Source organism: Marinicella meishanensis (assembly GCF_019931145.1).
GTDB classification, from domain to species: domain Bacteria; phylum Pseudomonadota; class Gammaproteobacteria; order Xanthomonadales; family Marinicellaceae; genus Marinicella; species Marinicella meishanensis.
Genome location: NZ_JAIOUV010000008.1, coordinates 150,123 through 173,199 on the forward strand (window position 1 = coordinate 150,123; position 23,077 = coordinate 173,199).

Below are 23,077 nucleotides of genomic sequence, written 5' to 3' on the forward strand. Positions count from 1 at the left end.
GAGGATGGTTACCGGAAACCGGCCACAGTGGACGCCCGCACGGCGTGGACCCGTGAATTGTCACTGAAACTGGCGGTGCCGATGGGCCGGCCGCCGAAAGTCAGGTTGGGCGTGGAAAATCCGGCGATGCGCGGTTGCGGGTTCGAGCTGACGGCCATCACGGTGCGGAAGTTACCGGGTACCGAGACAAAACCATGGCCGTAACTGAAGGGCGTGGTGTTGGGGTCGTTGTCATGCCGCGCCCCAAACAAGTGCCCAGCTTCATGCACAAAGGTGAAATTGGTGCAGTCATGATCCACCAGGAAAAAAGCCCGCCCTTGCGATGCACCGATGGCATCGGCTTGACCACACAGGCCTTGGTTGCGCAAGGTGGTGGTCACCAACACCACCAAATCGGCACCCGTTTGGTTGCGCAAAGAACCGGGCACATTGTCCAAATAACCGTCATTGGTGCGGCGCAAGCGTGACAACATGTTGGTCGACGAGGTGTTCAACTCGGCCCCAGCCCGATACAAGCCGGCGTTGCGCATCTCCAAATCCAGGCGGTTGTTGCTGTACACTTGATTGGATTGGGTGATGAAAAAACGCATGGCGTCAACCGCGGAGGAAACCCCGCCGGCGTCGTCGATGGCTTGGTCGGTGATCAACTGAATCACATCCACCACATTAGACGCCGCCTTGGTTTGGGCCAAAGGCTCCAGGGATTTGGGGCTGTCCCAGTCGATGGGAAACTGGTCTTTAGGGGTGTCATCGGCGTGACTCAAGACACTGAAATCCCGCTTCATCAACAGGTATTCGCCACCGGCTTCCAAGGTGCGGATTTCGTAAACCAAATCGTCAATGATGATTTGTCCAAAAACACGGTCACCATGGACCATGAACACCGCTTGGTGGGGATTGATGACACTCGGATCGTCAATCGGCTTCAACGCTTTGTTCATGCCCAAGTCAATTTCACCCACCCAGGCATAGGCCTCGTCGTCGATGGCGTAGGTGTCAATTTGTTGGGTGTCCAATTGCAGGTCCGCCGCAAAATTCAATGTCAGTGAACGGTTGTCGGCTTGCAAAGCCGCCACGTTCAAACCAATGGTTTCGATGTACTCAACGCTGTCATTGGCTTGCATCGCCTGGATCACCGTGGACTTGGCTTGCAGCCCCTCCACGGTTTTGGTGGTCGGGTAAAACAAATCCACTTGGGCCTGGGCCGCAAAAGCGGCAGCACTTGACAGCAGGCCTATGGCCGCCATTTGTTTCATGTGATTCATGATGAACTCCTCTATTATTTTTATGGTTGGGAGGTCAAAACAGCGAAGGTCCCGTCTTGGGACGCAATAACCGACACAGGCACACGGTGGCTGTGTTCAAGGTTGGATGTTGTCAGCATCCAAGATTGTGGGTAAAGCGACACTCCATTGATTGGTTCTCTGTTTCAACCAATCAATCGGTGCTGGGATCTGTATTATTGTTGTGTGATTCCGCAACACCGCTCTGTTGATTTGCACCCTCAGGCACAAACCAAATGTCATTGTGACAGCCAAACGCAGCCCTTTATGTTAACGGCATCACATTAATGACAAACAGATGACAGCGATACCGCACCACAAGACTTGCGCCTGGTTTCGTGAGTTGATAACCTAACTGCTTTTCAACACAAAAAATTTTTGGCCACCTCTCGATCACAACAAAAAGAACGCACCCGTCGCGCCATCATCGATGCGGCCATTGGGCAACTCAGTGAAAGCAAAAGTTTTGCCAGCTTGAGTCTGCGTGAGGTGGCGCGTGAAGCCGGCATTGCCCCGACTTCGTTTTACCGCCATTTCAAAGACATGGAAGAACTGGGGCTGACTTTGGTCGATGAATCGGGTTTGGCCTTGCGCCAAGTGATGCGCAAAGCCCGCCAACGGATGAAGAAGAAAGGCAGCGTCATTGCCACCTCAGTGAAAACATTCATGGAATTCACCCGGGCCAATCCCAACATTTTCCGCATCTTGTTTCACGAACGGTCTGGCACCACCCGAGCCTTGCGCGATGCCGTGGCCCGAGAGATTCAATATTTTGTGGTGGAGTTGACCGACTACATCCTGGCCGCCGGCTTTCATCAAGAATCGGCCCATGCCCAGGCCGAAGCCATGGTGGCGGTGATTTTCAATGCCGGTGCCGAATCGATCGACAGCAAACCCGTGCGTCGCACCGAATTGGAACAGCGGGCGATCGAACAATTGCGCTACATCGCCGCCGGCGCGGCTGCCATGCACCAGGTCGAACCTGCCAAATAAAGTAAATTCACCCAAAATAAGCGCACAAGCGTAACTTTTCTTCCAATTATTTCAATTCAATTTATCCATTTAATTCAGTTAGATAACTAATTAATGAGTAATTCTAATACCGAAGTCATTGAAATTTCACAATTTAAGAGTACACTTGTACGCTAAACAAACATCAGTTTCAAACACCCACATGTCACGATCATTGTCGGCCAAATCCATGTCATCATGGTTGAGCCAAGCCTTAACCAATCAGCGACGCTGGGGCGATTACCTGGCACCGTTCAGGCCCTGGTGGCAACCCCAAAAATCAGCCAATCTACATGGCACTCGGGTGGTGTCGGTGCGCGCCGAAAGCGACCGGGTACACACCTATGTGCTGCAACCGGACCGCCGTTGGCCGGGTTTTGTCGCCGGACAGCACGTCGCGGTTCAAGTCGAACTCAATGGCCGCCTTTACTGGCGCACATTCAGCCTGTCGCAGGCACCCAGCCATTGGCAACAAACCGGCCTGATAGAGCTGACCATCCAGACCCAACCACAGGGCACAGTGACACCCCAATTACCGACTTTGCTGACAGCAGGATCCCGGCTGCGCATCACCCCAGCCCATGGGCGATTCACTGCCCCCAAAACCACCGCCAAAGCCTTGATGATTGCCGGCGGCAGTGGCATCACCCCAATCCGTTCCATGTTGCAACAATGGGTCCATCAAAACCCAACACATGACATCACCTTGCTGTACTACAACGCCGGTCGTGAGCCCTTGTTCAAAGCTGAATGGTCTGCCTTAGAACAATCCATGCCCCATTTTCGGGCGGTCATGATCGACACCGAAACCAGCGGCTTGATCCAGCCCCAACAACTGTTGTCGCATTGCCCGGATTTATCGCAACGCGAGGTGTTCATGTGTGGCCCAGCCGGAATGATGCAGGCAGCCCACGAACAATTGCTTGGGCTGGGGCTTGACCCTGCACAACTGCACCAGGAATCATTTGGCCAAGCAGCGGTCATCCCTGCCAATGCAGGGCATGATGGGGAACCGGTTTCGGTACACTTCTCCCAGTCCAACAAGTCCATCAACAGCACCGGATCACACACCTTGCTGCAATTGGCTGAACAGGCCGACACCCTACCCAACAGCGGTTGTCGAGCGGGCATTTGTCATCAATGCAAATGCCGCAAAACCAAGGGCTTGGTTTACAACACGCTGACCCAACAACATTCGGACACGGGACCAGAAGACATCCAGCTGTGTGTGTCGATCCCGCTTGGCCCGGTTTCCCTGGAGCTGTGATGAGTCAACAAACCATCAATTACCAACAATTGGCCGCTGACCTGAATGCCATCAAAGCGGCCACCTGGCAACAAGTCGGCACCGCCGATGCCCAATACATCAGGCGGCTGATTCGTTGGCAACGCGGCGCCGAAATCCTCGGTCGCATCACCTTGATGTTGGGCTTTTTCAGCCTGTGGTGGTTGCTGCCAGGCATGCTGTTGTTGGCCTGGGCCAAAATTGTCGACAACATGGAAATTGGCCACAATGTACTGCACGGCCAATACGATTGGATGAACGACCCACTGATCAACAGCCAAACTTATGAGTGGGACATTGCGGCAGACGCCGGATCATGGCGCCGCATCCACAACCACGAACACCACACCTATACCAACATCATCGGCAAAGACCGGGATTTTGGCTACGGCTTGTTGCGCATGAGTGATGACTTGGCCTGGCGGCCCAAAAACCGTTGGCAATTCATCACTTATCTGAATTTGAGCCTGCTGTTTGAATGGGGTGTGGCCTACCACGAATTGGCTGCAGAACGCGTGTTCAAAGGCCGCAAAAAAGCCAACCGCACCAGCGCCTTGAGTGATGACGCCTTGAAACGCATGTTTTTCAGCAAAGCGGCCCGGCAATTGTTCAAAGACTATGTGTTTTTCCCGTTGTTGGCCGGCCCCTTGTTTGTGCCGGTGCTGCTGGCCAATCTGGGCGCCAATTTGATCCGCAACCTGTGGACCTCAACCATCATTTTTTGTGGCCATTTCACCGAGGATGTGCAGACCTTCCACGCCGATGATTGCGCCAACGAATCTCAAGGGCAGTGGTATCACCGGCAGATGCTCGGTTCATCCAACCTCACCGGCAGCCGCTGGTTTCACCTGATGACCGGACATCTGAGCTGCCAAATTGAACACCATTTGTTTCCTGACATCCCAGCCCGCCGCTACCCCGCCATGGCGGCCCAAGTTGAAGCGGTGGCCAACAAACACGGGATTCCGTACAACAGCGGTTCGTTTTGGACCCAATACCGCGCCGTGTTGCAGCGCTTGTGGCGTTATTCTTGGCCAGACAAAGCAGTCAAAGAACCCAGCCAGCCGTCGGCCTGACCGGCGGCGTCACTGTTCGGTGATGGTGGCAAAGAAACTGTCTTGATTCCATTGCGGCCTCTCGGCATCATTGGCCACTTCCAGGGCAATGGCCCGGTTGATTTCAACGAATTTGGCGGCCACTTCATAATTGATCGGCAAATCCAACTGGTCTGAGGGTTGGTGGTAATGTTTGACCATGAATTCCTGACTGGAAATCTCATGCGCTTCAAATTTCATGCCCACTTTATCGGCCGTTACCAAGAACACCGCCGGGATGCCTTGCTTGACGAAACTGTATTGATCGCTGCGCACAAAAATGTTTTGTTCCGGCATCGGATCTGGGATCAAATGCATGTCGTTCTTGGCCACCGCCGACTCAATCACGCCCCACAAACTGCTGTGCTGGGCACCAAAACCAATCAACTGATCAAAGGCATTGGTCAGCACCGGCATGTCCAAATTGACATTGGCCACGATGTTGTTCAATGGCACGGTCGGGTTGTGGGCAAAGTAGTCGGAGCCCAACAGCCCCTTTTCTTCGGCCGTGACCATGGCCAACAAGATCGATCGTTTGGGTCGATCTTGGCTTTGGGTGATCAGATGGGCCATTTCCAACAAGGTGGCCACCCCGGCGGCATTGTCCATGGCGCCGTTGTTGATTTTGTCACCGAGCTCAATGTGTTCCGACACGCCAATGTGATCGGTGTGCGCGCTGAGCAGCACGTATTCATTTTTCAACACCGGGTCAGAGCCCTCCAAGACGCCAATCACATTGGGGCTGGTGACCGAAGAATGGCTTGATTGGTAGCTGATTTTGGCGCGGATGCCCATGGCTTGACCCACCGGTTTCTCACCGGCTTCTATCTGTACAAACAATCGGTCCAAGTCCATGCCTGCCAATTTGAACAACTGCTGACCGGCATCCATGCTCAAAGAGGCCGAACCTTGGATTTCAGGAAATCCATTTTGTACCTGGCCTTGATCATCCACCCAGCGAATGCGGGGTTTGTCGATGTAATCTTTGGCCTTGGCAAAAGCAAACACCTTCTCAGTCACTGGCGTCCACACCGAAACGACCCCAATGGCGCCGCGTTTGACCAAAGCTTCGGTTTTCTTGCGGGAGTAATGCGCGCCCACTTCACTGGGAAAATGATTGGGCTTGCCACTGAGAATCACCGCGATTTTACCGGCCACATCCACTTGATCAAAATCACTGTATTCCAAATAGGGCGCATCGATGCCAAACCCGGCAAACACCAACTCCCCTTCAACGGCCGATTCGGTGCGGTTGATGTTGGCAGCGACCATGAATTCATCCAAAAAGCTCAACTCAATCGCCTCATCACCTCGCAATAAAGTCATTTGCGGCGAGTCGGTAGCCAACCAAGCCGACTTGAATTCAATGCGCTGCATATAGCCCTCATCGCCGGCAGGCATGATGCCCATCTTGGCAAATTCAGTGGCGATGTATTGGGCGGCCACTTCGTGCCCAACGCTGCCGGTGTCTCGGCCTCGCAACAAGTCAGAAGCCAGAAAGTCCATGTGCGCCGCAAAACGTTGCGCGGTGTTGGGGTGGTCGGCAACGGCCGGTTGGCTGAGCAGCCAACAGCAGCTCAAAGTCAAAAAGGTCAGTGATTTATTCATGGTGTGGTCAGGGTCATTGATGCTCAGCGATGTTCCCTGTTGGGACCAACGCCGATGGGTGGGTAATCCCGCGGACCTTGGTATGGCATGCGGTCAAGTGCATGCCCGGGCTGGCGGACTCATGGTGCTTCAAAAGCATAACGGCCCAACGCACAAAAGAGAATAGTACACAAGTCATGTTCATGGGCACCTGAATTTGTGAAGTCGCGACATGCAAAGCCAGCGGGATTCAGTTAGAATCAGGCCACTTTTTCTGCAGCAGGCGTCTTTGATGAATCATTTGACCCCCTTTACATTGATCCTGGCCACCGGCTTGGTGAACGTCTCTCCAGCCATGGCCGGTGGCGGCATTCCGTTGACCAACGACGATCTGAACATCGAAACCGCCATCAACAGCGCCGGCTCGGTGCTGGATGTGTTGGGTAACGACGACTCCGGTACCGGTGACAATTTCAAAGAAGTGATCGCGGTCTGCGCCACTGGCACACCCGACGCCATGTGTACCAACAACAGCTACAGCAACGCCACTGGCGCGGTCAACATCAACGGTGCCGGTGATGACAACAACGTCTCCTTCACCTCGAACAGCAACACCGCCGCCACTTTTGATTTCAAGTACGTGATGCAAAACAGCGCCATGAACACCGGTTCAGCAGAAGTCTCTGCTGCCCTTAATTTCATCGAAGTCAATGCCCTGTCAGACGCCGGCAACCAAACCTGCGATGGCACCGAATGCACCCTGCGAGAAGCCTTCAGCTATGCCGCCAATGACGGTCAGCCCACCACCGTGAAGTTCCGGCGCGACTTGACCGGCACCATCACTTTAACTGCTCCCTTGGAAGTGACCTCCATTGACTTGACGGTACAAGGACCAGGCCCTGGCCAAATCGCCGTGTCCGGTGACGACAGCCATCGGGTGTTGTTGGTCCCTGCCAACAGTGAGCGGTTTTTTCTCAGTGGCTTGAGCCTCACCGAAGGCCGCACCCAAGGCGGTCAATCCGGCGCTGGCATGTTGATCGACGGGGCCACCGACACCCAAATTGAAAACGTCAAAATCAGTGGCAATGTGTCGGCCGCATCAGGGGGTGGCTTGTATGTCAACAATGCCGGACTGAGCTTGACCAACTCAGAAATCAGTTTCAATCAGGCTGGACTGAATGGTGGCGGGGTTGGCGTGGCTGGCGGCTTGGGCCATGACGTGACTTTGGAAAACACCACCATCAGCCACAACCTGGCAGGCAGCCAAGGTGATGGCATACACATCAATTCAAACAGTGGACAGAACGTCTTGTTGCGCTTCGTCACGGCGGCCTTCAATGGCGATCAAAGCGAAGCCAATCGGGTTGGCGCCAATGGCAACATCATCATCGAAGCCAGTGTGTTCTCCCCCTTGTTGACGGTGCTTAATGACAACAACATCATCAACAATTCCATCATCGAAGCCTATGCGGGCAGCGATGTCTTGGGCGACAACAACAGCCTGAATGTGGGTGGCTTGCTGCTCAGTCCTTTGATCGAATTCAATGACGCCGGGGTGGCCGTTCATTCATTTGGACCAGACAGTTTGTTGTACAACCACGTCGACGACATGGCCGGTAATGCCGGCTGCGGCACCTTGGTGGTCACTGATCAAGTTGGCAACAACCGCCCGGTGGCCGGTGACTGCGACGCCGGTGCCTACGAATACAATCTGGCCAACGATGTGATCTGGGCCTTTGATTTCGACTGATGCCCTGCCCTTATGGACTCATGTCATGGGCGAAGATCAAGTCATTGACCACATTCACCTGGACGGTGGCCGGGCTGTAATTGCCCTGATCGTCGGTCACCCAATAGCGGAATTGATCGGTACCCACATAATCATAATCTGACACATATTCTACGCGACCGTTTTCCCGCAGGTAAACGTGCCCATGGCCCGGTTGAAAAATGCCATCAATGCGCATGGCATCGGCCTCAGGGTCCTGGTCGTTGTGCAACAAATCAATCAACACCGGACGGGCGGTGCTGGCAGTGGCCCAATCATCTGTTGGCACCGGTGGCAAGCTGCTCAAATCGATCATGCCGGCTTGAAACGCATCACGCCAAGCATGAAACTGATTGCCCAAAATGGCGTCGACATCGGGACCCAGCAAGGTTTTCAGACCCAATTTGTGCACCGTGCCGGTGGCCCGTTCGGTGAAAAATTCCTCGACCACCACATAAGGTGTGCCACCGGCGGTGCGGCGATAGCCGTCTTGTTCGGTGGTGCCAATCATGTCCATCACCGGCACCCCCACATCATCGGTACCAGCCGGAACCGGGGTGGCTCCGATGTGATCGGTTTTGCTGCCCACCCAAGGCAAACCAGAGCCGGCACTGGTGGCTGGAGACAGGAATTCATACACCCCACCATTGATGTTCACATCGAACTGACCAGGCACCAAATCCGCTGCCATTAACACTTGATCCAGTGACGGATCATAGAACTCCATTGGCAGGGGCACTTGATCGAACGTCACATCAATCAATACGTATTGATTGGCCTCAGGCGGGGTCGGGCTGGTGTAATCTTTGCTGAGGATCACGCCCACTGGCATGTCCTGGATGTGCGCGCCATTGATCACCATGTCGCTGGTGTTGGTGCCAAACTCGATGCCAAAAGCGGCGCTGCTGAAGGGCTCAGGGGTTTTGCCAATGACGTCAAAATTTTCCAACAAATAATGGGCGGTGTACTCCATCGCCGATCCCGCCCGCACTTCCCAGGCGGTGAAATTTTTGAAATGGCTGTGCACATCGTGTTGTTGGTTGGGGTTGGCCTTCACCACATACAGGCCGACCGTTGAGGCAAAGCTTTCATTGCCATCGAATGACAACACCGGCGCATCATCCACCCCAGTCAGGCCGTTGCGATTCAATGCCTCTGGCAGCATGAAAGCCGATCCTGGAAAGGGCAGCATTCCGGTGCCCCGATGCAAGTAAACAAAACCGTGGTTGACACTGGCGGCGATGTTGTTGATGCTGCGCACCATGCGGCCTTGGAACCAAAAACCGTCGCCGGTGCGCCCCATGTCAAACAACTCACGGTCGTTGCCGTTTTTCGGATTGAAGGCACTGTTGCCCTCGGCTTTGATCGCCAAATTGTCTGTCCAGGTACCGATTTCATTGCCGGTCTCGGCCACAAAACCCGCCCCAAAGGTGTCAAACGACACGTTGTTTTGGAAGGTGGCGTTGCTGTCATGGTGCACATATCCCCACCCGGGCGAACCAAACACCGCATTGCCAATGGCGATCGCCGGTTGTTCTGGATTGGCGATGCCTTTGCGGTGCAAGTGAAAAGCATAACGGCCCCGCACGTTGCTGGTTGGGGTGATGGGATCGAAGTCGGCTGCTTCCAAAGTCAAGAACGATTTGTCGGTGCGGCCCAATTGCCAGAATGACGCATAACGCACATCCACCGGGGCATCCTGCATGAACATCACATGACCACGGCGGTGGGTGGCGGTGCTTTCAGGGTCTTCGGTGGCGAAGGTGACGTTGCGGCTCATGTTGGCCACCGAGGTTTTCAAGTCAGCTCTGGGGGTGAAGTGGTCATGCACCAAGGCCTGGTCCAAAGTGATGGTGGCGCCATTGATGGCGGCGATGGTCACCACTTCATCCTGGGTACCGTGGTAGCGCACCGACTGGATGCTGTTGTCCCATTTCCAGCCTGAATATTTGGTGCCTGCCACCACCAGGGTGTCGCCCACTGACCAATTGTGCGGTGCGGCGGCCAGCACCAACTGGTTGTGTCCCGCCAAGGGATCAACCGCGACTTTCAAATGGGGGGTTTTGTGGGCGCCATGTATCTGCACCGGTCCATTGGCCAACAGACCACGGCCCATCAAAGCGGGGTCTTTGACCACATCCAAATCGCCCAAATCACGAAACAACACCGTCACCGACACGCCCGCATCGACCGGCTGCTGCGCTGTGCCCACCAACAAGCGACCACTGCTTTCAATCAACAAGGTGTCTACCCGCATCTCACTGGATTGGTCGGTGGCAAAACGCAATTGGCCATCGACCCGGACCGCCCGCAGCGGCATGGCATTGATTTGGTCATACAACACCTGCACGCCAGCTGGTATCAGCACCCAAGCCTCGGCCGTTGGCACTTGTCCGCCTGACCAGGTGTTGGGATCGAACCAGGAGCCGTTGTTGACCGCGGTGTGGGTGATGTCTTGGTTGTCAATCAAACCACGCATGGCGGTTTCGTGTTGGTGCTGTTGCGCAATGGCGATCGACCAGCTCATCAGCAACAAACAACACCAGCCCCAATGGGCGCCTTTCATTTTTAATTTCATTGGTTTCACCACAGTACCACATGTTAGACCATCTCAGCCATTGAATATGTGATTGTCATCCCATCATGGCCTGCTGACAAGCCCCGACGGCAAAGATCAGAGAAACATCATGCCGCCATCAGTTTCAGGCTTCGTCAAGTGGCAACAAGCGATCAAACTCTGGTGGTGTGGGCGCTTGCCAGACATGCTGATCAAAAGCCAATTCAGCCGCATGCAAGTACAAAGCCCGTGGCAGCTGTGGCGCCGCGGTGCCATAATGAGCATCGCCCAACACCGGTACGCCCAAGGTTTGGGCGTGGACCCGGATTTGGTGGGTTCTGCCGCTGCGGATCTGGCACCGCACCAGGGTCATTTGAGCATCCCATCTGAGGGGGGTGAACTCGGTGTGGGCGGATTGTCCTGCGGTGCTGGGGATCACGGTTCTGATGCCCTCAACCCGATGTCCGGTATCCAATGATAAGTCAACGGTTTTGGCCGAGTCCAAAACCCCATTAAGGATCGCCAAGTAAGTCTTCTTGACCTGCTGTTGTTGCAAAGCCGCCTGGAATCGGGTCAGCGATTGTCTGGATTTGGTCAACAACAAACAACCACTGGTGTCTTTGTCCAAGCGGTGGGCCAATTGCAATGAGGCCTCATTGGACCACGAGTTGGCCACTTCGATGACCCCAACTGGATGACCCGAGCCAGCATGCACCGGCCAGCCTGCCGGTTTGTTCAGCACCAAATAATTGGCATCTTCATACAGCACCTGCTGTTGCAATGATCGGCGCTGTTGAGCAGACACTGCGGGGGTCGGACGGGCCGCATAGAACACCGGTGGCGGCACCCGAATTTGATCGCCCTCGGCGATGCGGGCATCGGGTTTGACGCGTTTACCATTGATGCGAACCTGACCTTTTCTGATCAATTTATACAGCTCGTTTTTGCGCCACGACTTGGCTTGCTTCAATAAATAATTATCCAGCCGCTGGCCCGCGTCATCAGCGGTCGCACTGTAGATGGGTTTTTTGCCAGATTTGTGGTCCATATTGCGGTGTTTTAACAGATAATCCTGTGCTTCGGAGAAAAAAATGTTAAAATCTCGCGGATCTTGCAGCCTGTGGCTGACAAGAAGATGACACACCGGTCGTGCCAAGGTCCAAGACCCGCACTGACCAACGGTTAGATTTTAAACGGTTTGGTTCCAAGGATAAGACATGCTGGTCATGGTGGAACGCAGAATCATTGGATTGATGAGAAACCACAACTGATTGGAACAAGTCCATTTCAGTGCGGTTGGTGCAAGAGTCACCGACCTGAGAATAACATGAATCAGGTGAGCTTGCTCTCACCCGCGATAAGCGACTGCGAACACCGCGAGTGGTTTCGAAGACACACACTGGGCACAACTCGGTAACGACTGACTTGAGCCACTTCAAAAACCGCGACATCGATCATTCAGCACCACCAGTCCTGGCATTGAACCGGGCTGGCGGGCCATGTTTTATGCTTATTTGGCATCACTGAAACGTTCTTCGTTCCTGCTAAAAAGGAACTCAGATGAAAAGAATGTTAATCAATGCAACGCACACGGATGAAATTCGTGTGGCCATTGCAGATGGACAAAAACTCTACGATTTAGACATCGACTCAGCGGGTCACTACCGCAAAAAAGGCAACATCTACAAAGCCAAAATCACCCGCATTGAACCCTCCCTGGAAGCCTGTTTTGTGAACTACGGTTCCGAAAGACATGGGTTCTTACCATACAAGGAAATCAGCCCCGCTTATTGCAAACAAGCCCCCAAAGGCAAAGCCCGTTTGCCGATCAATGAAGCCCTGAAAGAGGGCGATGAAATCATCGTGCAGGTCAACAAAGAAGAACGCGGCAACAAAGGGGCGGCCTTGAGCACCTACATTTCATTGGCCGGTCGCTACCTGGTTTATATGCCAGGCAACCACCGTGCCGGTGGCATCTCACGGCAAATTCGCGGCGAAAAACGTGCCACCTTACAAGACATCATGCGGCGCCTGGAGATCCCCAAAAACGATGGGGTGATCATCCGCACAGCAGGCTTGGGCCGCACCTTCGAAGAACTGCACTGGGATTTCAACTATCTGAAACAAGTTTGGGAAGCGATCCAAACCACTGCCAGTCAGAAGAAAGGACCGTTTTTCATTTATCAGGAAAGTGACCTGTTCATCCGTGCCTTGCGTGACTACCTGCAACCTGACATTGGTGAGATTCTGATTGATGACCGAGAGTCTTATGAAAAGGCTCGTGAATTCATGCAGCAGGTGATGCCGCACAATTTGAAAAAGTTGTCCTATTACAATGACAACACCCCACTGTTTTCCCGCTACCAAATTGAACGCCAAATTCAATCGGCCTTTGAACGGGAAGTGAAGCTGCCCTCCGGTGGTGCCCTGGTAATCGACCAAACCGAAGCCTTGTTGTCAATTGACATCAACTCGGCCAAAGCCACCAAAGGCATCGATGTCGAGACCACCGCCCTACACACCAACCTGGAAGCCGCCGATGAAATTGCCCGCCAATTGAAAATCCGTGACTTGGGTGGCTTGGTGGTGATTGATTTCATCGACATGCGCAACAACAAAAACCAGCGCGAAGTGGAAAACCGCATGCGAGATGCGGCCGAATCCGACCGCGCTCGGGTCCAAATCGGCAAGATTTCAAAATTCGGTTTGTTGGAAATGTCGCGACAACGACTGCGCTCATCCATTTCTGATTCCAGTCAGGTGACCTGCCCGACTTGTGGCGGCCATGGCTTCATCCGTTCCATGGATTCGCTGGTCATCTCAATCATTCGCTTGACCGAAGAAGAAATGATCAAACCCAAAACTGGTCGCGTGGTGATCCAGGCACCGGTGGAAACCACCAACAAAATCCTCAACGAAAAGCGCACCGAACTGTCCGACATGGAAGCCCGACACGGGGTCCAGGTCAATGTCATCTCCAATGACAACCTGAGCTTCCCTGATTTCCATGTGCAAAGATTGAACACCAATGAATCGCACATCAGCATCGATAAAATTGAATTGGTCAAACCGGAAGATTGCCACAAACCCGTGGCCTTGGATCCACCGGCGCCGACCAAAGAATCACCGGCCTTGCGCATGGTCAAACCCGATGTACAAGCACCCAAACGGTCATTGAGCCTGGCCATCTCGTCTTGGTTCAAATCTTTGTTTGCGAAAAACAATGGCAACCAAACCAAAAATAAACGCCCAGCCAACAACAAGCAACGCAAAAAACCCGCACACAACAATAACCAGCGGGGACAAAAGCCAGGCCAAAAACCGGCCAACAACCAAAACCACAAACAACAAGGCGCCAAACAAGGCCAAAGAGGCCAGGCACAAAAGCCCAACCAAAAGCAAGGCAAGCAAGCCAATCAACAACAAAAACAGGGTCAACAGAAGCAAAAGCAGAACCAAAAGGCCAATCAAAATCAAGCAGGCAAAGGACCCAAAGGCGGCAACCAACAACAGCCGAACAAAGGTCAAAAAAACCAGCAGTCACAGCAAGCCAAGGGCAAGCAGTCCGCTGACCAACAGCAGCCGAAACAAAAACAGGCGACCAACAAGCCACAAAAAGGACCACAACAAAAGCAACAACCGGCCCAGAAACAGCCGCACAAAGGCCCCAAGCAACAGCCCAACAAAGTCACTGCTGAAGCAGACATTGACGCCAATACAGCGAAGAAAATGACCCGGCCATTGGGCAGCGTGGCTGATTTGGCGGCCAAGAAGGATCCCATTGTGCCTTCTGGTGCCATGAAAAACCGCCCCATCGACCAAATTGATGTGGACAGCAAGGTGCAGCAAGCGGCGCAAAGCAAAGACAGCGATCAACAGCCAGCAATCAAATCTGCTGACAAGCAAGTTGTCGCCAAGCAGCCAGCCGATAACAAACCTGCTGAGCAAAAGCCCGTTGATAAGCAGCCAGCTGATCAAAAGCCAGCTGATCAAAAGCCAGCCGATCAAAAGCCAGCCGATCAAAAGCCAGCCGATCAAAAGCCAGCCGATCAAAAGCCAGCCGATCAGAAGCCAGTCGACAAGAAGCCAGTCGACAAGAAGCCAGCTGATAAGCAGCCAGCCGACAAGCAGCCAGCCGACAAGCAGCCAGCCGACAAGCAGCCAGCCGACAAGCAGCCAGCCGACAAGCAGCCAGCCGACAAGAAGCCAGCCGACAAGAAGCCAGCCGACAAGCAGCCAGCCGACAAGAAGCCAGCCGACAAGAAGCCAGCCGACAAGCAGCCAGCGGTTGACAACAAGCCCAAAACAGATTCGGCGATCACCGCTCAGATGATCAAACCGGGTTTGTACAAAGCCCAAAAGTCTGACTGACCCTGAGGTCATCACAGACACAAAAAAAGCCTGGTCATGAGCCAGGCTTTTTTGTGGATCTGGTTTTTTGCGGTCAGTTGATGGCAGGTTTGTCCTGACGGTCGTGCAACACCACAATGGTGTGCCCTTTGACGGCCAAATTACCCTGCTCCTGCAAATCTTTCAGCACCCGCCCAGCCATTTCCCGCGAACAGCCCACGATGCGGGACAGTTCCTGGCGTGAGATCTTGATCTGGGTGCCATCGGGATGCGACAGCGCGTTGGGTTCTTTACACAAATCCAACAAGGTCCGCGCGATGCGACCGGTCACGTCCAAGAACGCCAAACGGTGCACTTTGCGTGAAGTTTGCAACAAGCGATGTGTTAATTGGGTGCCTATGGCATACAAGATGTGCTTGGCATCGTCTTTCAAATCGGTTTCAAACAATTGGCCCAAACGCAAGTAACCAATTTCAGCCACTTCGGTTTTTTCTTTCGACTTGACCATCACCTCACGGCGCTCGGTTTTCATGAACAAGCCCATTTCACCAATGAAATCGCCCTTGTTCAAATAAGCCAGCACCAACTCTTTGCCTTCATCGTTTTCATAAGAAATGGTGACCGAGCCACTGACGATGTAATACAAGGTGTTGGCCAAATCACCCGGACGAATGATGGTGGTTTTGTTGGGAAATTTGCGGCGATGACACATCGATAAAAATCGATTCAAAGACTCCACGTTCAGTTTAAAAAAACTGGAGTTTTGAAAGCGTTCGCTTAAATACAATTCATCAAATGTGGCTTCGTTAAATGCGTCAGACATGTTGTTTCCTCTTTTCTGTCTTGCATCACTGAAGCAACAACACCCCGGTGTTGCAAGAACACTACACTTACCCCTTGCTCATGATTCTAACCGTTTTCCTGGCTTATTGGAATACTGCTTCACATTCAATCAGCAGGTTTTCTCGACAAATGTCGCCTTCAGAAATCAGGAACGAATCGATCTGGTGGGCTTGCAAGCGATGAATCACACCATCCACCTGGTCCCGGTCCCGCAAATAAAATCGAAACAAACCCGCACCCAACTTGGTGGTCAAGTCACTTTGGCCCAGCAACGCCTGCACATTGGCCAAGCACTCATTCAATTGGGAGAACAAGTCATCGGGGTGTTGGGTTTGGTGACCAACCACACTGGCCGTGCCGCTGCACAACAGCAAGGAGCCGCATTGCATGGCGCGGGAGAATCGCGGTTGTTTCGGTGAATATTGTTTGGGGTATTGCCAAGCCGATACTTGCCGTTGATTCTCCACCACCTGGCCAGCGTGCTGGCTGAATAAAAAAGTGAACACATTGTGTCCTTGGTGACCGCCGATGGCGGTGGCGGCTGGGTTGGGCTGTTGCAACAAAGCCAGATCCTCCAACACTTGATAACGGGCCACACAGAAAGTTTGGTACCGTTCCTGACCACCTTCAATCTGGTTGATGCGATCAATGAAATTCCAGGTCCGCAGTAAATGCGGGTAACCCAAAGCCGCGGCCTGGGTGTAGGCGTCGCGATACACCGCACTCACCTCATCGGCCAAAGCCAAGGCCGTGCCTTGGTAGCTGATGACCAGGTGTTCCTGGCTCTGACACACTTGCATGGTGGCTTGGTTGCCCGTGGCCAGCACGGTCACAGGACTGCCATCAAACCACTGCTCCTGATAGCCCTCTGATTGGGCCAAAATGGCCAGCGGCACCCGTTGCACCCAAGCCTCATCTTGCCCCGCCGATGACGGTGGGTAAACCAACAGCGGATCGGCCTGTGGCTGGCTGCTGACTTGCAATGAATGGCTGGCTTGTTTGGGGCTCATGTCTGACAATGGGTGCTTGTTTTGGCGGCGCTTTCGCTTGTCTGTATTTCGGGGCTGCCATTATCGTCAATTCACCCCCATTTAACAATGGCGACTGGAAAATATTCAGCACATGTTGGACAATTTCACCCGCGAAGCTTTATCATTCATTTAAAATACGCAACTCGTTCAAACAAGCAAACCCATGGCATTACATTTACACAACAGCCTCACCGGCGAGAAAGAATTGTTCACCCCGATCGACCCCAATCGCGTGACCATGTATTTGTGTGGCCCGACGGTGTATAACTACGCCCACATCGGCAACGCCCGCCCGGCTGTGGTGTTTGATGTACTGAATCGCTTGCTGCGCCACCACTATCCGCATGTGGTGTTCGCCCGCAACATCACCGACATCGACGACAAAATCAACAATTCGGCCAAAGCAACCGGCCGTTCGATCAAAGACATCTCAGCAGAATATGCCCAGGCCTACAACGAAGACCTCAAACAATTGGGCGTGTTGATGCCGGATGTGGAACCCTATGCCACCGATCACGTGGCCGAGATGATCACCATGATCGAAACCTTGATCGAAAAAGGCCATGCCTATGCCGCCGACGGCCATGTGTTGTTCGATGTCACCACCTATGACCGTTATGGCGAATTGTCCAAGCGCTCGCTGGAGGACATGTTGGCTGGTGCCCGCGTGGAAGTGGCCAGCTACAAACGCAATCCTGGAGATTTTGTGCTGTGGAAGCCCTCTGATGCCACTTTGCCCGGTTGGGACAGCCCTTGGGGCCGTGGTCGACCCGGTTGGCACATCGAATGTTCGGCCATGGCCGCCAAACATTTGGCCGACACCATCGACATCCATTGTGGCGGCAAGGACCTGATCTTTCCGCACCATGAGAACGAAGTGGCACAAAGCTGTTGTGCCAATGACACCCACAACTTTGCCAACTACTGGGTGCACAATGGCTTCATCACCATGAGCGATCAGAAAATGTCCAAATCCTTGGGCAACATCCAACTGATCCGCGAAGTGTTGGCCGAAATCAAAGGCGAAGTGGCCCGCTGGGTGTTGCTCAGTGCGCATTACCGCCAATCGGTCAACTGGACCCCAGACACCGTGGCCCAGGCCGAAAAAACCATCGACCGCATCTACCGCACCTTGTCAGATGTAAAACACCTTGCCGTGGATGATGCCGTGGGCATCGATACCGAGTTGCTGGCCGCGTTGGACGATGATTTGAACACCCCCATTGCGTTTGCTCGAATCAACCAGCTGGCCAAAACCCTGGCCAATGCCAAGGATGCCGCTACGCAATCGCGGCTCAAATCCACCTTGCTGCACAGCAGCGCCTTGTTGGGCGTGCTGCAAACCGATCCGACGGTCTGGTTCGCCGACAAACAAGCCGGTGGTGAAGACATCAAATCTCAGGTTGAACAACTGATCCAAGACCGTGACCAGGCCCGCGCCGAGAAAAACTGGGCCCGCTCCGATGAAATCCGCGATCAACTGGACACCATGGGCGTGGTGTTGGAAGATTCACCCGAAGGCACCCGCTGGAGCATGAAATGAATTACGAGATGAACAAACAGTTGGGTCCGGAACAACTGGAAATCGTTGACACTTTTGACATGTTTGATGATTGGCTGGAAAAGTACCAGTACATCATTGACCTGGGCAAACAACTGGAACCCATGGATGAATCACTGAAAATTGACGCCAACATCCTGCACGGCTGCCAGTCACAGGTGTGGTTGGTACACGAATTCAAAGACGGCAAACTGCACTTCCAAGCCAACTCCGATGCCGCCATCGTCTCAGGCTTGATCCACCTGGTGATGACCATCTACTCTGGACAAACCCCAGCCACCATCATCAAAACCGAACCCGATTTCATCGAACTGATCGGCCTCTCCTCCCACCTGTCTTCCACCCGCTCCAACGGCCTCAATGCCATGATCGAAAAAATCCAGGCCACGGCCCGGCGGGCGTATGTTTGAGACAAGCCGCATTGAACGACTGACGAAAGCGAGTAAGCAGGTCTCTATACTTTATTCTTGAGAAGGCTTACGCAGTACTTCAACCATGCTCCCGTCACAACCTTTGATTTTCAAACCATTGATAAACACATAAGGCTCATCTTCATTAAATTCGTTGTGTTGGCGAACATATGAAACCTCAGGAACCAACGGTTCTTCAGTCACCCACTCCCTTCGAAGTGTGGCAGATTGACTGCAATAATGAATGTAGTCATGATGAAGGTTGGCTCTGAGCAGTTCCCCGGTTGATCTGACTATAAAAAAGGCAAAGTCAGTCAGTCCACTGTTCGACACACCCAATAAAAACTTACCTTCACCAAACGCAACGATTTGATCAAATGTCAGACCCTTCAGAACCGCTTCTTGATTTCCATCATGCAAAATAATGACTGAATAATCGGGATACTGGTTATTTTCTGTGGCATCCACCACCCTGATCACCTCGGTTTGTCCGAAGGTAAATGAGTCTTGCTGTTTTTGTTGCTCGAAGTACCAAGAATCCGCAAATACAAAGCCCCATACAAAGGGCATGAATATCAGTGTGACCAGCATTTTCATCATCAATCCCAGTATCTTTTTTCATTGAATTTATTGGGGGATGGATGAAATTTCAATATTTGGTACAAGCAGCCGGGATTCAAATTCTCATATGTATCAATCACAATGGATCCCGGATCAAGTCCGGGATGACGGGACATGACTATTCTTGAAATCTTTAATATTCGTCATCCTCGGGCTTGGCTTACATGGATGTAAGTCCTAGAATCGAGACGGGATCGGAGATCTTGACCCGGGGATCCATTTTAGTTCGAAGCTGTTAAACAAAATCCTCAAAGAGGTCTTGCCAACTGGGATTGAAATTTTCGATCAATTCCAGCTTCCATACCCGCTGCCATTTTTTCAATTGCTTTTCCCGCTTGATGGCTTCATACATGTCGCCATGCAATTCATAATAAACCAATCGGTGGGTTTGGTATTTATTTGAAAAACCCTTCACCACATCCGTGCGCTGTTGGTAAACGAGTTGGATCAAGTCACTGGTGACGCCGATGTAAAGGGTTCCTCGTTCTTTGTTCGTTAAAATGTAAACTGCTGGTGTTTTCATCCTTTGGGCTAAATCACAATGGATCCCCGGGGCAAGCCCGAGGATGACGGTAGATGGATGGTAAACAAATCATGAGATCAAGCTCAATGGACAGGCAGTCCATTTATTCTGATTCTGCTGACATGCAATTCTCTTCGTCATGGCTAACCACTTATCGGTGTGAAACGATGACCTTTGGATCGGCGGCGGCCCGCCGGCAAAGGCACATCTGAATCAATTGGCCAACGAGCCGCCGGCGGTCTAAGCATTCATTGGAACCACAAAAAAGGGCACCTGAGTGCCCTTTTGATTCTCCTAACGTTTGATCTCATCACTGGAATTCGATGCGCCAGGAATCGATGTTATCGGTGCTTTGAGTGCTGTTTCTATGGCACTGAATGGACGTGTTTAAGTACCGCGCACACTGGACATTTAGGGGGTGGTGGGCTGGCTTGCGTGAGACTGCTTGAGCACAATCACATGATGAAACTCAGGTATGGAGTTAGGCAAGGAACTTCGATGAACTGAAGGGGAAATCAAGTTGCACCATGATCCTTGCCGTAACTACCAACCAAACTTCATTCACCGATCAAAGTCTGACAAAACACATCGGGGACACTCCGCTCCAGTTCGAAAGAACCAGACGGTCCGCCAATAATTTCGTAGCTGAACTCGGCCGAGGAACATGTGGTGAATTTCAGCATTGCCGTGCCGATGGCCTGGGTGTCTGTGACACTGATTTCATTGAATTGGCCGCCAGTGGTGTTGAAGATTTCAGCATTGATCATGTCATCATCAATCCCGCCTTGAAGGGTCAACCACCGCAATTCACCCGGTATCTGATCATCATAGGTGAACCAGGCCGCAAAGAACGAATTGATGTCGGTTTTGATGTCAACCATGAGCCCTTGACTGGCAATATCAAGGTTGTGCCAAGCGCCGGTCATGCCATCGTTTGGCTCGATACCAGGTTCTACCTCAACAGGTTCTGGTAATTCAATCACCCTTATCACATTGGGAGAAATTTCATCGTTGGTACCAATGGTCAAAGAATCGTTCACATACAGCAAAGCACCATCTGGGCTCAAATCAATGCCATTGGGCAATGAGAAACTTGCCTCAAGGGCCTCACCGTCGGCATTGCCCTGCTCGCCTGATCCTGCTATCACAGTCAACTCGCCTTGCAGCGACAATGAAAACACTTGATGGGTGGCATTGCTGACCAAATACAACTGACCATTGCCAAAAGTGATGTGGCCGTTGCCACCTGCGGGTTTGCTTGAACTGCCTGGCGTCCTGGCAAAAAAGGTGGCGCTTCCGTCTGGCGTGATTTTGGTGATGATGCCATTGGAAAAATTGACGGCATAGAGGTTGTCGGCATCATCGATGGTCAAACCATTGGGACAAGCGAACAGCGACGAGGCTGAGAACACAGAAACGGCCCCATTGGGCGTGACTTTTGAAATCGAATTGTTACCGCAATTATTCACGAACAGATCGCCATTGGAGTCAAAGGCCAAGCCGATGGGCACAGCGATGCCGCCATTTCGCGCATAGGGTGTGCGGTTGCCATTGGCGTCAATGCGATCAACCCCCAACACACCGCCATTGGATTGATACAGCGCCCCATCAGGCCCAAAAGTGTTGCCAGTGGCACTGGCAAAGCCGGTGGCAAAAACCGAGACGTCTCCAGTGGGTGTCACCCGCAACACATTGGCCCCATTGGCTTGGTTCAGTCGAACGCCGTAATCAGCCACAAAAATATCTCCATTGGGCGCCACAGCGATGTCACCGCTGGCTTGAATGGTTGGTGTTAAGGTACTGACTTGCCTGGCCTTCAAGGAAAAACTGGCAAAAGCACACAAACCAATCATGGCCACCGTGTTTAAAATCAACTTCATAACGTCACCTCCATCAATGGTTGGTCAAAGACAATGGCGTCAGGGAAATGAACTTGGATGTTGTTCAAATCCGACTGGTTGCCAGCCCTGATATGCGATGCGATGATCAAGGCGTCGGGAAAAAACTCGGCCACCAACGCCGCATTGGCTTGACTCACCAATGTATTGAACATGGGTAATATGATCGCATCCACAGGACCTTCAAATGCGTCAACAATGGCTTGAAAGTTATCCGCTGCATAATCCACATCACCCATATGTATGATCCGCTTTCCTGCCATTTCCACCACATAGACGTTGTTTTCGATCCCAGAAAAATCAAACCCAAACTGATTGAAATGCCGGGTTTCGATGGTGGTGATTTTGATGCCACCCAGTTGTCTGGAACTGGACTCAAACCGATTCAGGCTGGTGCCGTCCACTTGGCTGCCCAGTGCCGTGAAAAAAGACCTTGTGTCTTCCGGCACGAACAAAGTACTGGCACTGTTCTGATTGATGAAGTCAGCCACTGGAGCGATGTTGAAATGATCTGAGTGCTGGTGAGAAATGGTGACGGCCACCACCTGATCGAATGGCTCATTCATGTCTCTGATGGTGTTTTGGGTCGACACCGGCACATTGATCCAGGGGTTCGAATAATTTCCAATCCCATCCAAAACAACCGATTCATTGCCGTCAGTGACCAGCACCCCTTCGTTACCCAAATACAGCACTTTGACTTCGGTGATGGGTTGCGATGCCACAAAAGGTTGGCAGAAACTGTCAGGAGTCAATCGGCTCAACTGCATGACTCCGGACTGTTCTGCCCCATTGGGCAGTCTGAAACTGTAGCTCATTGAACCATTGAAACAGTCACTGAATGACAGTTGTGCGGTACCCACTTCGGATAACCCAGTTGCCACTGAACTGGCAAACAAACCATCGGATGAGAGTCCCACTGTTAAATCAGCGCTGACCCCATCATAAGGGCCATAAACAGTGAGCCAAAATTGCTCCTCTGCCCCCACTGACTTCGAGGCGCTTGCTGGCTCTGGATCATAGGTGAACCAAGCAGCAAACACAAAACCCAAATCATCATTGATGTCGAATAAAAATCCTTGCGAGTCGGCACCCAACACCCCCCAAGCACCAGCAAGACCCGGGTTAATGGGGATCTGGTTTTCCGCATCAAGCGAGAATAGATTGGCTGCTGTGCGGCTGGCGGGGTCACCCTTAAATTCTGGACCAAAGCCAGTTGCATGGGCAGCACCCAGCAACAATAAGAACATTAAGA

Annotated in this window: 17 protein-coding genes; 7 read left to right on the forward strand and 10 right to left on the reverse strand. The window is 52.6% G+C overall.

Annotated features, from left to right (window positions below; translation table 11 throughout):
* Positions 1–8: 8 nt before the first annotated feature.
* A complete protein-coding gene (locus K7G70_RS14145; protein ID WP_223789311.1) occupies positions 9–1,265 on the reverse strand; it encodes a M12 family metallo-peptidase in 1,257 nt (418 codons plus the stop codon).
* Positions 1,266–1,661: 396 nt separating this feature from the next.
* Between K7G70_RS14145 and fabR the strand changes: the two genes are divergently transcribed.
* From fabR to K7G70_RS14160, 3 genes are all read left to right on the forward strand, one after another.
* Positions 1,662–2,276, forward strand: coding sequence for an HTH-type transcriptional repressor FabR (gene fabR, locus K7G70_RS14150; RefSeq protein ID WP_223789312.1), 615 nt, complete (start codon positions 1,662–1,664; stop codon positions 2,274–2,276).
* Between the two features lie 181 nt (positions 2,277–2,457).
* Positions 2,458–3,561, forward strand: coding sequence for a flavin reductase family protein (locus K7G70_RS14155; protein ID WP_223789313.1), 1,104 nt, complete (start codon positions 2,458–2,460; stop codon positions 3,559–3,561).
* The gene (locus tag K7G70_RS14160; RefSeq protein ID WP_223789314.1) at positions 3,561–4,655 is read left to right on the forward strand and encodes a fatty acid desaturase family protein; all 1,095 of its coding nucleotides are present in this window, start codon (positions 3,561–3,563) and stop codon (positions 4,653–4,655) included. Before K7G70_RS14155 ends, K7G70_RS14160 begins: the two co-directional genes overlap by 1 nt.
* 9 nt (positions 4,656–4,664) lie before the next feature.
* Here the strand turns inward: K7G70_RS14160 and K7G70_RS14165 are convergent, their stop codons facing one another.
* Positions 4,665–6,281 (reverse strand): M28 family metallopeptidase, encoded by a 1,617-nt coding sequence (locus K7G70_RS14165; RefSeq protein ID WP_223789315.1) that lies wholly within the window; start codon positions 6,279–6,281, stop codon positions 4,665–4,667.
* A 271-nt stretch (positions 6,282–6,552) separates the two neighbouring features.
* Here K7G70_RS14165 and K7G70_RS14170 point away from each other — a divergent pair, with 271 nt between their 5' ends.
* Positions 6,553–8,010, forward strand: coding sequence for a choice-of-anchor Q domain-containing protein (locus K7G70_RS14170; protein WP_223789316.1), 1,458 nt, complete (start codon positions 6,553–6,555; stop codon positions 8,008–8,010).
* A gap of 10 nt (positions 8,011–8,020) precedes the next feature.
* On the opposite strand, the gene K7G70_RS14175 is transcribed toward K7G70_RS14170, so the two are convergent.
* Together K7G70_RS14175 and K7G70_RS14180 are read right to left on the reverse strand one after the other, a co-directional pair.
* A complete protein-coding gene (locus K7G70_RS14175; protein WP_223789317.1) occupies positions 8,021–10,606 on the reverse strand; it encodes a G8 domain-containing protein in 2,586 nt (861 codons plus the stop codon).
* A 124-nt stretch (positions 10,607–10,730) separates the two neighbouring features.
* On the reverse strand, positions 10,731–11,633 hold the full coding sequence (locus K7G70_RS14180; RefSeq protein ID WP_223789318.1) for an RluA family pseudouridine synthase: 903 nt from the start codon (positions 11,631–11,633) through the stop codon (positions 10,731–10,733).
* 512 nt (positions 11,634–12,145) lie between these two features.
* Here K7G70_RS14180 and K7G70_RS17955 point away from each other — a divergent pair.
* Positions 12,146–14,956, forward strand: a complete 2,811-nt coding sequence (locus K7G70_RS17955; RefSeq protein ID WP_255590320.1) for an Rne/Rng family ribonuclease — start codon at positions 12,146–12,148, stop codon at positions 14,954–14,956.
* Between the two features lie 73 nt (positions 14,957–15,029).
* Here K7G70_RS17955 and crp read toward each other — a convergent pair whose 3' ends face one another.
* Positions 15,030–15,758, reverse strand: coding sequence for a cAMP-activated global transcriptional regulator CRP (gene crp / locus K7G70_RS14195; protein WP_223789319.1), 729 nt, complete (start codon positions 15,756–15,758; stop codon positions 15,030–15,032).
* 103 nt (positions 15,759–15,861) lie between these two features.
* Positions 15,862–16,788 carry a chorismate transformation FkbO/Hyg5 family protein gene (locus K7G70_RS14200; RefSeq protein ID WP_223789320.1) on the reverse strand — a complete coding sequence of 309 codons (927 nt, stop codon included), beginning with the start codon at positions 16,786–16,788 and terminating at the stop codon, positions 15,862–15,864.
* 184 nt (positions 16,789–16,972) lie between these two features.
* Here K7G70_RS14200 and cysS point away from each other — a divergent pair, with 184 nt between their 5' ends.
* Together cysS and K7G70_RS14210 are read left to right on the forward strand one after the other, a co-directional pair.
* A complete protein-coding gene (gene cysS / locus K7G70_RS14205; protein ID WP_223789321.1) occupies positions 16,973–18,352 on the forward strand; it encodes a cysteine--tRNA ligase in 1,380 nt (459 codons plus the stop codon).
* On the forward strand, positions 18,349–18,780 hold the full coding sequence (locus K7G70_RS14210; RefSeq protein ID WP_223789322.1) for a SufE family protein: 432 nt from the start codon (positions 18,349–18,351) through the stop codon (positions 18,778–18,780). The genes cysS and K7G70_RS14210 overlap by 4 nt, the downstream gene beginning before the upstream one ends.
* A 51-nt stretch (positions 18,781–18,831) precedes the next feature.
* On the opposite strand, the gene K7G70_RS14215 is transcribed toward K7G70_RS14210, so the two are convergent.
* The 4 genes from K7G70_RS14215 to K7G70_RS14230 all read right to left on the reverse strand — a co-directional run bounded on the left by K7G70_RS14215 (position 18,832) and on the right by K7G70_RS14230 (position 23,072).
* Positions 18,832–19,380: a hypothetical protein gene (locus tag K7G70_RS14215; protein WP_223789323.1), complete on the reverse strand. Its 549-nt coding sequence runs from the start codon at positions 19,378–19,380 to the stop codon at positions 18,832–18,834.
* Between the two features lie 256 nt (positions 19,381–19,636).
* Positions 19,637–19,924 (reverse strand): GIY-YIG nuclease family protein, encoded by a 288-nt coding sequence (locus K7G70_RS14220; RefSeq protein ID WP_223789324.1) that lies wholly within the window; start codon positions 19,922–19,924, stop codon positions 19,637–19,639.
* A gap of 557 nt (positions 19,925–20,481) precedes the next feature.
* Positions 20,482–21,804 (reverse strand): virginiamycin B lyase family protein, encoded by a 1,323-nt coding sequence (locus K7G70_RS14225; RefSeq protein ID WP_223789325.1) that lies wholly within the window; start codon positions 21,802–21,804, stop codon positions 20,482–20,484.
* On the reverse strand, positions 21,801–23,072 hold the full coding sequence (locus K7G70_RS14230; protein WP_223789326.1) for an MBL fold metallo-hydrolase: 1,272 nt from the start codon (positions 23,070–23,072) through the stop codon (positions 21,801–21,803). The genes K7G70_RS14225 and K7G70_RS14230 overlap by 4 nt, the downstream gene beginning before the upstream one ends.
* Between the last annotated feature and the right edge of the window lie 5 nt (positions 23,073–23,077).